The organism is Dendrosporobacter sp. 1207_IL3150 (assembly GCF_036763085.1).
In the GTDB taxonomy this organism is placed as follows: Bacteria; Bacillota; Negativicutes; order DSM-1736; family Dendrosporobacteraceae; genus JBAIYU01.
In genome coordinates, this window is sequence record NZ_JBAIYU010000019.1 from 26,417 (window position 1) to 39,155 (window position 12,739).

Sequence of the window (12,739 nt, forward strand, 5' to 3'; positions counted from 1 at the left end):
ATTTGCGTCAAATATAGTGAAGGTAAGTCTGGTCTTAAAAGAGGTCTAGGAATTAATCTCTCAAAATATTGCAGGTGGTGTTTAGATGCAGGATGAGAAGTTTTATTATGAACAAATTATCAGTAAGCTAGTTCAAGCAATAGAGGACGAAAAGTCTGTCAAGACAATTAAAGTTGTGCGTAACTCTACAATTCAAGGAAGAGTAGGCTATCATGAAGTTGATATCTATTGGGAATTCACGGATGGTGAGATCAACTATAATACGGTTATTCAAGTCAAGGACTGGAATAAAAAGATTGGAAATACCGAACTTTTCAAATTATTATCAATATTACGCGATATTCCTGGCCAAACCGCCGGTGTTTTAGTTACCCAGCCTGTATACCAAAAAGTAACCCACGATTTAGCGAGAGATGTGGGCATTACTTTGTATGAGCTTAAAATGCCTCTTGACCAAAAGGTATGGGAATCGGTGATCGAGAATGTCCAAGTAAAAGTAGACGCAGAGTGGGCCAAGGCCGAAAAAGAACGCCTAGGAATGGGCGATCAGCAGATTAAGCTTGGCGGAGAACCTAAAACCTTATTTATTTATGATGCTGAAAGAAATTGTATTGATTCAGTTCAAGGTATATTTAATAAATACATAAAAGAAAGCCGCAGCAGAAATGATTATTCTATGCAAACCGTCGTTCATGAATTTACTGAACCGGTATTTTTGCAAACCGGCGACGAACTTTTCCCTATGGTTAAGCTCGACAAGATAGGTTTTGATTTAATGTTTTTTGATTCAGCCGAAGTATCTGGCGGAGAAATGTTAAGTTATATGCTGGATAACGTACTAAATTACTTTAGGAGTTAGATCAAATTCAATAGCTTATAGAAAACATCTGATTAATATTTCGCTTATTTATCAGATGTTTTTTTATATTGCCCAATATTTAAAGAAGAGCAGGTTTTGATAATCTATGGTGGAAGTTAATAATTAATAAAGTGCACTAGAAGGAGATAGTATGGATTTCGCAGCGATTTTAGTAAGTCTTGCATTATTGATGATTTTTGCATATAAGGGATATTCAATAATTCTATTCGCCCCGTTATTTGCGATGACCGCTTCAATTGGGAGTGGTTATGAAATAATGCCGGTATTTAGTGAGATATACATGACCAAAATAGCTGAGTATGTAAAAATATATTTTCCTGTCTTTTTACTAGGAGCTGTTTTTGCAAAGATAATGGAAGAGGGTGGTATGGCTAGCTCGGTTGCAGCAGCTATTGTCCGTTCTTTAGGTAAGGAACGAGCCGTGCTATCAGTTCTGCTTGGTTGTGGTGTTCTAACATATGGCGGCCTAAGTGTCTTCGTCGTAGCTTTTGTCATGTACCCGTTTGCGGCAATTCTATTTCGTGAAGCAGATATACCTAAAAGGCTAATTCCGGCAACTTTATGGATGGGGATTTTTACTTATGCAATGGTTGCATTGCCTGGTACGCCGCAAATACAAAACATAATACCCACTACCTTTTTTGGTACTTCAACTTGGGCTGGACCTATGCTAGGTCTTATTGGTGGGGTTTTATATTTTTGTTTCGGCTGGGCGTGGATTACATATAGACACAGAAGACTTGCCTTAAAAGGTGAAGGTTATGGTACGCATAGTCTAAATGAACCTAAGCCTGTTAAAGATGAGCTGCCTCATTGGTCAGTTTCTGCAATCCCGTTAGCTGCTGTCATATTAGTAAATATCTATATGAGCAATCCTTTTCATTGGAATTGGGCATATCATTGGGATTCAAAGAGTTTAGCTGCTTTAAGACCACTCAATCTTACGCTCCTAAGTTCAAGTGTTGATAGAATTCAGGCTATTTGGTCGCTGAATATTGCATTAGGAATTGGAATAGTTTGTGCAGCGCTTATCGGTAGAAAAAGAATTGCGAAAAATGGCGGGCTGATTTTCCCGGTTAATATTGGTGCAGTATCATCAGTAAGTGCTATATTAAATACCGCTTCTGGCTATGCTTTTGGTGCAGTTATTGCGAGTCTAGCTGGTTTTCAAACAGTAAAGAATGCTTTGTTTGAGCTAAGAATTGGAAATAGCCCGCTATTATCAGAAGTGGTAACTACAAATATAATGGTTGCGTTTGCTGGATCATCTTCTGGAGGAATAACTATTGCGTTAGGCATGCTCGGTAAAGAATGGTTGAACTGGGCTAATGCCGTCGGTATCCAGCCGGAGGTGGTGCATCGAATTGCGTGTTTGGCCTCAGGTGGTTTAGATACTGTTCCCCACGGTGGCGCACTAGTTACGCTTATAGCAGTATGCGGACTGACGCATAAGGAGTCTTACTATGATGTATTTATACTGACTTTAATGAAAGTAACAGTAGGGTTTCTTGGAGTTTTAATTTATACAACAACTGGGTTGATTTAGTTTTCATCAGACTGTACTGTTAAAATTTCTTTGATGTATTTAATTCGAATTTAATGAAGAAAATACTTGTATACTGAACTTGAGATTAAAGAAAAATTTTCTCATGTGAAGTGACCAACTATATATAATCGGAGTAATACTTTTACTTATAAAAAGGTGGGGAATAAGATGTTTTGTACAAGCTTGGATAGACATCGGGACTTAGGACTTTTACTGCTTAGATTTGGGATTGGAATAATGTTCATGTATCATGGATGGCCTAAAATTATGGGTGGGACAGCTACCTGGGCCAAGCTGGGAGGAGCGATTAGTAATTTCGGGATCACGTTTTTTCCAGTATTCTGGGGGTTTATGGCAGCCTTTGCTGAGTTCGGAGGCGGACTATTGCTTGTATTAGGACTTTTTTTCCGCATAGCAAATTTGTTGCTAACCATAACTATGATTGTTGCTATAAGCACTAAGTTTGCTTCAGGCGTGGGGTTTGCCGGAGCCGCCCAACCAATAGAGCTGGGTATTTTATTCCTTAGCCTAATCTTAATTGGCCCTGGTAAGTATAGTTTTGACGAAAACTTCCGACGAAGATAATTTAAAAGAACAAAATTGCATGGATTAATAAAACAGTGCTTGTCACATGATGACAAGCACTGTTTATTTTTTTAAAAAAGCAGATAGACAATCTAGAATATATTGACATATTTAATAATATAAATGATAATATGAGTAATGATTATCATTATCAATTATATTATGGATTTTGAAAATTTAGGTTGAGGTGCGCAAGATTGAAAATCAAAACTAGGTTAAGTGTTATTTTACTTGTTTTTGGGGTTATGCCCATATTAATAATGTTTTGGGTGGCCACTCAGTCAGGATTAGCTGCAAATAAATCTTTCCACAGTGCTGCGGCTTTTGCGTTAATGGGGATAGTGCTGGTTGGACTGATTGCACCAGGCTTTATTATGCAATTCTTTTTCACAAAACACTTAGATAAGATTAAAGCGTTTTGCTTAGATGTTAAAAAGGGACAGTACGAGGTCCATCTCCCAGTACCTAATTCAGGTAAGGATAGCGGAAGTGAAAACGAATTTATAGAGCTTATGCGAAATATGAACTGGATGGCCCATTGTATTAAAGTAAATGATATGGGTTTAAGACAGGCTTTAGTTGAATTGGAAAATTCTCAAAAAGAAATTGGCCAGCAAAAGATGGCGTTAGAGAAGATCAATGAGGAGCAACTAATTGTCCAAGCCCAGCTGGAAGGAAAAACGCAAGAATTAACAGAGGTTGTTAGCAAATTGCGCAACCTAATGGATAACACGGGACAAGGATTTCTATCCTTTGGTGCTGATTTAAGGGTCGTTGGTGAATACAGTGCCGAATGTGTTATGATTTTCAATCAGGAAATTAATGGCGAATCAATTCCTAAACTATTATATCCAAATGATAAGAAGCAGCAGGTATTTTTAGAGGCGTTATTTGCGAAAATTTTTAATGAAACAGATGACTTTTTAAGAGAAAATTATCTGTCATTGTTACCAGCGGAAATAATTTTAGATGAATTATTTATTAGTGTCGCCTATAGAATAATTAATCGCTCGGGATCAGATCGGAAGGAGATTCTTCTCATACTTACTGACATAACCGAGCGTCGTGAAATGGAAAGACAAATCCAAGATGAAAAGAATGTTCTCGCAATGGTAGTTCAAACAGTTACACATTATCAGCAGTTTATAAAGTCGACTCATGAATACAAGGCTTTTTGTGAAGAGGAACTACCTAGTATATTAGAAGCAGATATAACGGCTGCAGAAAAGCTTAGTACAATCTTTAGGCATATTCATACATGGAAGGGGACTTTTGGGCAATTAGGACTAGACCGACTTGCAACTAAACTGCATAACTTGGAAAATGATCTTGCTAATATTCGCAGTAATGGAACTTCAGAAGTTTGTGATGAGGATTTACGAAATTGTTTTTGTCAGTGTCTGTCAAGTTCAATGTATTTATGGTTGAATGAAGAACTGCAGATTTTAAAAGGGATTCTTGGCGAAGGATTTTTTGTAAAGGAAGATACTGTCATTGTTGAAAGTTCTAAGCTAAAACAATTAGAAGAAAAAGTAAAGCGACTATTGTCGCCTTGCCAAGCAAGTCAACTTATAACCGATCTGCGTCGATTGCGCTACAAACCTTTTAGAGAATTGCTTAAAATGTATCCTGATTATGTTATAAACATTGCTAATAATCAGGGCAAAGATGTACACCTATTCGATATTACTGGATCAGAATGTCTGGTTGAACCAGAAAAATATAGTAATTTTGCTAAGGTTCTTACCCATGTCTTCCGAAATGCAGTGGCACATGGCTTGGAAACTCCAGATGAGCGTTTTGAAGCCAATAAAGACATTAAGGGTAGGATTGAATGCGTAATAGATGAAACAGATGATTGTATTGTTGTAACAATCTCTGATGACGGACGAGGCATTGATGCTGAGCATATTCGTGATATTGCTGTTGCAAAAGGGGTCTGCTGCCAGATTGAAGCTGATAAGCTATCGAAAGAAGAGGCGGTTGGTATGATTTTTGCCGATGGTTTCTCTAGTGCGGCTAGTGCTAGCGACCTGGCAGGACGAGGCGTAGGCCTAAATGCCGTACATGAGGAGGTAGAAAAACTAAAAGGTTATATCAAGGTCGAAAGTGATATAGGAAGTGGTACAACATTTACATTTGTGCTGCCTAAACTTCACCAAGCTGTGCGGTATAGTTTTGCTAGTTTTAGTAATCATGTTCTTAATCAAACTAATACCTACTTGCAACAAGAGTTTGGCATATCTGAAACTAAGGTGAGCGCAATTATCTCAAACCAAAGTGTTGTTCCAATGAGGAATATTTCTACGTTTATTGATATCCATGGAATCCTAAGAGGCAGATTAATGATAAGTGCGGACGAAGCGTTAGCAGCTCATTTATTAAACAAATTTTATCCGGAAGATAATACTGTTACTTACGAGAAACAATTGATTGAAAGTACGTTTGCCGAAGTATTTAACACGATTGTTGGTAACTCGTTACAGCAAATATCTGATTTAGAAGGTATTGATATCGGACCACCTGTTACGGTGTGGGCAGAAGGTGCATCGGCTAATTATGCTGATGCCGAGACTAAAACCTGGAATATTGATACTGATTTAGGACAGATATATTTTAGTTCAATATCCTTTGAAAATGACAAGGAGGATTCAAATGGCACGTGTATTAGTGGTTGATGACGCATTAATGATGAGGAAGGCTATAGGAACCATGCTTACCAAAGCAGGTCATGTAATTGTTGATGAGGCTGCGAATGGTGAACAGGCGGTCCAAGCCTATAAAAAACATCGTCCGGATATAGTTACAATGGACATTACCATGCCAGGAGTAGATGGAATTACAGCGTTAACACAAATAGCAGCTTACGATCCCGAGGCAAAGGTTATTATGGTCAGTGCTTTAGGGCAAAAACATAAAGTTTTTGAAGCTTTGCAAAATGGTGCAAAAAGCTACATCTTAAAACCATTAAAAGAAGATAAACTGATTTCAACTATTAGCGAAGTTCTTGGTACTGATAGTAGTGACTACAATAGGGGTTTAGCTAAGCTAGTAAGCTCTCAAGTGGCAGTGAATCAGCCAGCATCACAACTGCAATATCTAATCGAAAATCGGGATGGAGTATTATACATAACTATACTAAAGGAACTTACCGGTTCTGATTTTGCAGAATTTCAATGGGCTGTTTTGAATCAGCTAGACCAGTGTAAGCAGATGATACTTAACTTAACTTACAGTAATTCGTTGAACACTCTATCTGCAGGAAAGTTTGCTGATGTTATGTCAATTATTTTAAGAAGCTGCTCACTTAGAGTAATTTGTTATACACGAGATTATACAATGTTTTTCCGCAATGAATCTTCTTTGCAAAATGCTGAGTTTGAACTGGTCAAAAAACAAGCTGTTTTATAATCAGAATAAAAATGCACACATAACGAGCGCAGTTTAAGCCGATAAAAGCACTATAGCTTTGTCCTCTAAGAGCAAAGCATAGTGCTTTTCTATTTATGATCAATCTTTTCCCTTAATGCATAAAAAGCTCATATCCGCAAATAGTAGCATTAGGTATACAGTTATTAGAGGGGAATATTGATGGAAATTTATCAGGAAATTTCTAAACAATTTAGGCGTTTATATGCTAGGAAGGATTCGCAAAGGTTAAGAGTCATTGATACTTCTAATATATTTTGGCAGCAGATAGCCAGTGGCTTAAGTGATGCTAAGGTTTTAGATGCTTCTATTTTGCTCAATTCTGTATCTGATGTTTGTCGATATACTTATAATTATGAGCGAATTGTAGATTATGCAAATATTTCACCTCTACACAATTCTACTTGGGTGGAGCTGACTGACTACGAAACATACACTAATTTAGCAGCCTTTATTCTTTATCAAGACACAAATGGTGAAAGCTTTCTTATAAACGAGGCTAAAGAGCGTGGCATTGGCAGAGAATTTAAATGGAAGTGTCTAACGCGCTGCTTTATGAAAAGAGGATATGGCAAAACGGTGCCATTTAAGTGGGAATGGATAGAATATATTGATGAATCTGGGCAGTCGGTAGGCAGTCTTATGCAGCCAATTAGTTTACCAAGCGGCATTAGCCAAAATGCAAATGAAGATTTTGAATTGACTAATCTAAATCATCAAGATTTGTGTGCTCTTGTTGCTAATTTAGGACTTTTTACGATTGATATGATCAATAATAAATTGGCTAGCTTAAGTGATCATTCCAGCACAGGTTTTCATTCGCCTATTGTAAGTAAAGGGAATAAATTTGAATATCAAGTTGTACAACTCCATTAGTAACATTTAGCTGCTTAAGTGAGCAGCATTTTTTTGTTTTAAGAAGGAAAAATGTACAGTTGCAATAAGCAGCTCTGTACATTTTTAATCTGCTATTTGATTAAATTTAAATTAGCATTTAATAAGACTGAGTGGATTGTTTGGTGGGGATCTTAATGAACATTGCTGAACCTAAATTTAATAAAGCAATCAATGCACCGCCAATAAATACGTATTTATAACCATTGGGACCATTGTTATACCATACCATACCGCCGACTAAAGGAAGAAACATAGTAACTATATGGTCGATACTAGTACCCAACGACAGAGTGGGTGAAACGTCCTCAGGCTTTAGAGCAATTTTCCTTAAATAAGTGGCACGAGCCATGCTGACAGAGCTTAAAGTTTGATCAAGGACATAGCAGGCATTTATTATGAATAAAGCAAAACTTGAACTGAAAATATCGGCAGTAAAGGCATAACCTAAACAAACGAAGAAAAAGGCGATTGCTTCGCTTGTTAGAACAAACTTTTCACCAACGTTATCAATTAAATAACCGATTAAAGGCTTAACGAATATACCGGTTATAGAAATTATAAAGAAGAGCATTGTCATTGTGGTTACAGGTTCTTTAAAAATATCTACTAATACCCATGGACCAAATGTGATAAAAATTTGTTTCCTTGCACCAAATAAAACACAAAGCCAATAATACAAACGGTATTCTTTTCTAAATATAAACCTTGTTTTATTATTAGACTTAGCTGCAGGTGTAATATAAAAAAGCAGAAGCGCGGCAATTAAGAATGAGACAGCACCAATTGTAAATGATGTCGTATAGCTAATATTATAAAATTTAAACAAAGCCCATAGGACGGCACTGCTTACGACAAGGGCAGCTGTGTTTAACGCGCTCATTTGACCGAGTTTTTTACCAACTTCGCCATCCTTTGCAAAACTCATTCCGATACTATTAGCCAACGGCATATACATGTGCTGACCCATGCTATAGATAAATATAACGATAACAACCATGAAATAGTCAGGCGGAATAAAACCTAGTAAAAACATGCCTATAGCAGCTAAAATATTAGCAACTACGGCTATCCGTACATCACCTAAGGCATAAAGTGAACCAATTACTAGGAATACTAGCAGGCCAGGCAGCTCTCGGGGAACCTCAAGGGCAGAACGCTGGAGGATAAGCATATTTAAATGTTCTTTTAAATAATTAGTTAATGTAGAACCATCAACACTTTGGCTAATACCGATAAAGACGCTCGCTAAGAGAAAAAGCAAATAGTCCCGATTGGTATTTTTAAATTTCGAAATTAGTGTAGTTATCATAGAATCATCCTATCTTTTACTTGTACCAGTCCGTATCAATAATAATATTATCAGTGCTAAACCTTTATTACAATACGCACCAATAGGTAAGAGGACTTAAGCTAAATGGTAGCGAATTTTAAAACAGAGCATTGAAATATGTAATGCTTCTGGGAATTAGATACCCAGTTATTAAGAAGGGCAGGTCCCAGAGTAATTATGATTATGGAAAAAGCAAAAGAAATATTAAAGAAATATTATGGATATAGTGAATTTCGCCCAGGGCAAACTAAAATTATTGAAAGTCTCTTAGCTGGGCGTGACACAATGGCAATTATGCCAACTGGAGCGGGAAAGTCAATTTGTTTTCAAATACCAGCAATGCTTTTGCCGGGTGTTACCATTGTTATTTCACCGCTTATTTCACTTATGAAAGATCAAGTAGATGGACTGAGTGATCAGGGCATTTCTGCTACTTATATAAATAGCACTTTATCTGCTGCTGAAGTCAGGCAGCGTTTAGCGAGAATAAGTGCTGGGTATTGCAAATTGATTTACGTTGCTCCCGAGCGGTTGGAAGTTGAATCTTTTCAAGCGGCCTTAAGACAACTTAATATAAGCCTTGTCGCAATTGATGAAGCCCATTGTGTTTCGCAATGGGGGCATGATTTCCGCCCCGGTTTTAGAAATATCAGCCCTTTTATTGCAAATCTTCCGCTAAGACCGGTAATTGGGGCATTTACAGCCACAGCAACAGAAGAAGTCAAGGGCGATGTTGTATCACTATTATCTTTAAAGCAGCCAGACGTCTATGTCACTGGTTTTGATAGACCGAATTTATCTTTTACCGTACTGCGGGGAGAAGATAAACAGAAGTATATTCTAAATTATTTAAAGTCTAACAGTAGGCAGGCCGGGATAATATATGCTGCTACCCGCAAAGAGGTTGATGGACTTTATGAACTTCTTCTTAAACGAGGAATAGCTGTTGGCCGATATCACGCTGGGCTAAGTGACGATGAAAGAGCTGTGCAGCAGGAATGTTTTATATATGATGATATTCGGGTAATGGTAGCAACAAATGCTTTTGGTATGGGAATTGATAAGTCCAATGTTCGTTATGTCATTCATTATAATATGCCGAAGAATATGGAGTCATATTATCAAGAGGCAGGGCGCAGCGGGCGTGATGGCGAGCCAGGAGAATGTATATTGCTCTTTAGCGCTCAGGATACACTGCTGCAAAAGTTTTTAATTGACAAATCGGTAGAGAATCCCGCGCGCAAGCAGCATGAACTTCGCAAACTGCAGCAAATGGTAGACTACTGTCATACCCCGGAATGCCTGCGGCAATATATCTTGCGCTATTTTGGAGAAACTGTGCTGTCTGGAGAATGCGGCAATTGTGGTAACTGCGAAGAAGAAGGCGAACTTATTGATATCACTTTAGATGCGCAAAAGGTATTCTCATGTGTTTACCGCATGAAAGAACGCTTTGGTGTAGCAATGATTGCCGACGTACTAAAAGGCTCAAAAAATAAAAAGGTTCAACAGTTTGGTTTGGATCAGCTTCCGACATATGGTTTAATGTCTGAGTATACTGTTCAGGACTTAAAGACATTGGTTCAACGCTTGGTTGCAACACAGTATTTAAGTCTTACCGAAGGTGAATATCCAATAGTGAAACTTACACCGCAGGCTTTCGCTGTTTTGAAAAATCTGGCAGGTGTATGGCAAAAGGGAGTTAAGCAGCGCAAAATGGACGCTGATGATGGTCTATTCGAACTACTCCGCCAGCTGCGCAAGAGTATCGCCGAACGGGAACAGGTTCCGCCATATCTGATTTTTGCCGATAGCACGCTAAAAGAGATGAGCAAATATTGTCCAAAAGATGAAGGCGCTTTACGCCAGATAAAAGGTGTTGGCGAATTAAAGTTAAAAAAATATGGAGCTGAATTCCTTCAGCTTATCAGGGAAAATACTGATGATATCTTAAAACCAACAGTAACGGAAGTAACACCAAAAGAATCTAAGAAGGAAAAGGCGAGCCATCTTATTACATTGGAGCAGTTTCAGCAGGGACAAGATTTAGAACAGATCGCGCACATTCGTGGTTTAACTCTAAGTACGGTTCAAAATCATCTAAATCGCTGCAGTAGTGAAGGTTATGAGGTTGATTGGGATAGACTTATTCCGAAACAATATGAAGATCTGATAGTAACGGTAATTAATAATGTTGGAGCTGCTGCTTTACGGCCTATCAAGGAAGCATTACCAGAGGAAATTGGCTATGCTGCGATTAAAGCGGTAATAGGTAAGCACTTTTGCCAAAAAATCAGTTAAGATAATTTATTTAGCATCAGCAGTATTATGAATTTTTCTATAATAGCCTTAATATAATTAAGCGGCGGCAAGGTAGGATAATAATAAAACTTATAGGTAGTGATTCTAATGCGAATAGACTTTTTAAACCGGTTTTCCGGGTGGATTAAGATACTTAAGGATGATGCCGTGGTTTTATATTATGCTTGGAAACATCCGTTTACTCCGGGCTATATTAAAGGATTGATTGTTGCAGTCATTGCATATGTGTTTAGTCCGGTGGATATCCTTCCGGATTACTTGCCTCTGATTGGAATTGCCGATGATGCCCTGTTGCTTCCTACAGCAGTAGTTTATATAACAAAACTGCTTCCAGATGCAATTTTTAAGGAGTGCTATCATGAAAGCTTAAAATGGCGAAAGCGGTTGCCGTGGGTTCTTGGGATTATTATACTGATGATGTTAGTATGGTTAAGTCTATCTTTGATAGGGCTGGGATATCTAATCTTTAAGTAAAAAACACCAGGCTGTATCCATTATAATGGATACAGCCTGGCTTTATAGTAAGATTTTATATTATTACTTTTTAAAGTTAACCGTCTTGGGTGATTTTTTTAATAAGGTCGTCTAGAACTACATGAGCATCTTCATGAGCAATTTGGCACGTTCCAGCGTTGACATGACCACCGCCGCCATACTTGAACATAAGCTCACCGATGTTAGTATTTGAACTGCGGTTGATGATTGACTTACCTACTGTATAAACGGTATTTTGCTTGTTAAGGCCCCAAAGAACGTGAATTGATATATTGCATTCTGGATAGAGGGCATAAATCATGAACCGGTTGCCTGGATATATTATTTCTTCGTCTTTTAGATCAAGAACGATAATATTGTCAATTACTCTGGCGCAACGTTTGATTTGTTCCTTGAATTTTTCCTCATGCGAGCGATACAGCTCCACCCGTTCTTGGACATCGGGCAGCTCTAATATTTGATCTATGCTATATGTACGACAGTAGTCAATTAAGTCCATCATTAGGTTGTAATTTGAGATACGGAAATTTCTGAATCTGCCTAAACCTGTTCTAGCATCCATTAAGAAATTAAGCAGAGCCCAGCCTTGCGGGTTTAAAATATCATCTAAGCTATACTGAGCTGAATCGGCTTGATCCACCGCAGCCATCATTTCCTCAGAAACATTAGGAAAGCGGTCCTTTCCGCCAAAATAATTATAAACAACTCTAGCTGCCGAAGGAGAATTAGCGTCGATAATGTGGTTTTCGTATTTATCACTGACTCGAATAGTTTCGCTGAGGTGATGGTCAAATGCTAGATAAACACCTGGTACGTAAGGTAGATTAGTTGTAATGTCGTTTTCAGAAACTGGCACTTTGCCATCCTGCATATCTTTAGGATGGACAAATTTAATATCCTCAAGCATATTCATTTCTCTTAATAAAACGGCACAAACTAAGCCGTCAAAATCGCTTCTGGTTACCAGTCTATATTTTTTTTGTTCAGCCATATATGTACTCTCCTTCCAGTATTTTCTCCAATGGCTTTGTATTATATAATAACACAAACAGGAATAAAACTGCTATGATATCTTATTTAATAAAAGCAGGTATTTACGTAGAGTGTACCATTTGATATGATACAACAGAAGTAATATGAAAATAGGAATCCTGAAATAGGATTCCCATTTTTTAATTCTGCTCGAGACCTGGATAAAGACCTTGGGCTTTTGCGCCAGCGGAATTAAAAGTATAAACCATAGTCTTTAAGAGGT

10 protein-coding genes are annotated in these 12,739 nt (G+C 37.8%); 8 read left to right on the forward strand and 2 right to left on the reverse strand.

Annotated elements, in window-relative coordinates; all coding sequences use genetic code 11:
• Nucleotides 1-85 precede the first annotated feature (85 nt).
• From V6C17_RS10890 to V6C17_RS10915, 6 genes are all read left to right on the forward strand, one after another.
• The gene (locus tag V6C17_RS10890; protein WP_333522605.1) at nt 86-859 is read left to right on the forward strand and encodes a restriction endonuclease; all 774 of its coding nucleotides are present in this window, start codon (nt 86-88) and stop codon (nt 857-859) included.
• 151 nt (nt 860-1,010) lie between these two features.
• Nucleotides 1,011-2,426 (forward strand): GntP family permease, encoded by a 1,416-nt coding sequence (locus tag V6C17_RS10895; RefSeq protein ID WP_333522606.1) that lies wholly within the window; start codon nt 1,011-1,013, stop codon nt 2,424-2,426.
• Nucleotides 2,427-2,594: 168 nt separating this feature from the next.
• Complete coding sequence (locus V6C17_RS10900) at nt 2,595-3,011, forward strand: DoxX family protein (RefSeq protein ID WP_333522607.1); 417 nt, start codon at nt 2,595-2,597, stop codon at nt 3,009-3,011.
• Between the two features lie 197 nt (nt 3,012-3,208).
• Nucleotides 3,209-5,689 (forward strand): ATP-binding protein, encoded by a 2,481-nt coding sequence (locus tag V6C17_RS10905; RefSeq protein ID WP_333522608.1) that lies wholly within the window; start codon nt 3,209-3,211, stop codon nt 5,687-5,689.
• The gene (locus tag V6C17_RS10910) at nt 5,667-6,422 is read left to right on the forward strand and encodes a response regulator (protein ID WP_333522609.1); all 756 of its coding nucleotides are present in this window, start codon (nt 5,667-5,669) and stop codon (nt 6,420-6,422) included. Before V6C17_RS10905 ends, V6C17_RS10910 begins: the two co-directional genes overlap by 23 nt.
• Before the next feature lie 180 nt (nt 6,423-6,602).
• Entirely contained in the window at nt 6,603-7,316 is a 714-nt protein-coding gene (locus tag V6C17_RS10915) for a hypothetical protein (RefSeq protein ID WP_333522610.1), read from the forward strand.
• Nucleotides 7,317-7,434: 118 nt separating this feature from the next.
• Here the strand turns inward: V6C17_RS10915 and V6C17_RS10920 are convergent, their stop codons facing one another.
• A complete protein-coding gene (locus V6C17_RS10920) occupies nt 7,435-8,646 on the reverse strand; it encodes an MFS transporter (protein ID WP_333522611.1) in 1,212 nt (403 codons plus the stop codon).
• 198 nt (nt 8,647-8,844) lie between these two features.
• On the opposite strand from V6C17_RS10920, the gene recQ reads away from it, so the two are divergent.
• Nucleotides 8,845-10,968, forward strand: coding sequence for a DNA helicase RecQ (recQ, locus tag V6C17_RS10925; protein ID WP_333522612.1), 2,124 nt, complete (start codon nt 8,845-8,847; stop codon nt 10,966-10,968).
• A 108-nt stretch (nt 10,969-11,076) separates the two neighbouring features.
• Nucleotides 11,077-11,463, forward strand: a complete 387-nt coding sequence (locus V6C17_RS10930; RefSeq protein WP_333522613.1) for a YkvA family protein — start codon at nt 11,077-11,079, stop codon at nt 11,461-11,463.
• Between the two features lie 76 nt (nt 11,464-11,539).
• Here V6C17_RS10930 and V6C17_RS10935 read toward each other — a convergent pair whose 3' ends face one another.
• Nucleotides 11,540-12,475 carry an exopolyphosphatase gene (locus tag V6C17_RS10935; RefSeq protein ID WP_333522614.1) on the reverse strand — a complete coding sequence of 312 codons (936 nt, stop codon included), beginning with the start codon at nt 12,473-12,475 and terminating at the stop codon, nt 11,540-11,542.
• Nucleotides 12,476-12,739: the final 264 nt, after the last annotated feature.

Bases quoted from the DNA above. Each gene is read 5' to 3' on its own strand.
- recQ (WP_333522612.1), top strand. From the start codon at position 8,845: ATGATTATGGAAAAAGCAAAAGAAATATTAAAGAAATATTATGGATAT.
- V6C17_RS10935 (WP_333522614.1), bottom strand. From the start codon at position 12,475: ATGGCTGAACAAAAAAAATATAGACTGGTAACCAGAAGCGATTTTGAC.
- V6C17_RS10910 (WP_333522609.1), top strand. From the start codon at position 5,667: ATGGCACGTGTATTAGTGGTTGATGACGCATTAATGATGAGGAAGGCT.
- V6C17_RS10930 (WP_333522613.1), top strand. From the start codon at position 11,077: ATGCGAATAGACTTTTTAAACCGGTTTTCCGGGTGGATTAAGATACTT.
- V6C17_RS10915 (WP_333522610.1), top strand. From the start codon at position 6,603: ATGGAAATTTATCAGGAAATTTCTAAACAATTTAGGCGTTTATATGCT.
- V6C17_RS10895 (WP_333522606.1), top strand. From the start codon at position 1,011: ATGGATTTCGCAGCGATTTTAGTAAGTCTTGCATTATTGATGATTTTT.
- V6C17_RS10900 (WP_333522607.1), top strand. From the start codon at position 2,595: ATGTTTTGTACAAGCTTGGATAGACATCGGGACTTAGGACTTTTACTG.
- V6C17_RS10920 (WP_333522611.1), bottom strand. From the start codon at position 8,646: ATGATAACTACACTAATTTCGAAATTTAAAAATACCAATCGGGACTAT.
- V6C17_RS10890 (WP_333522605.1), top strand. From the start codon at position 86: ATGCAGGATGAGAAGTTTTATTATGAACAAATTATCAGTAAGCTAGTT.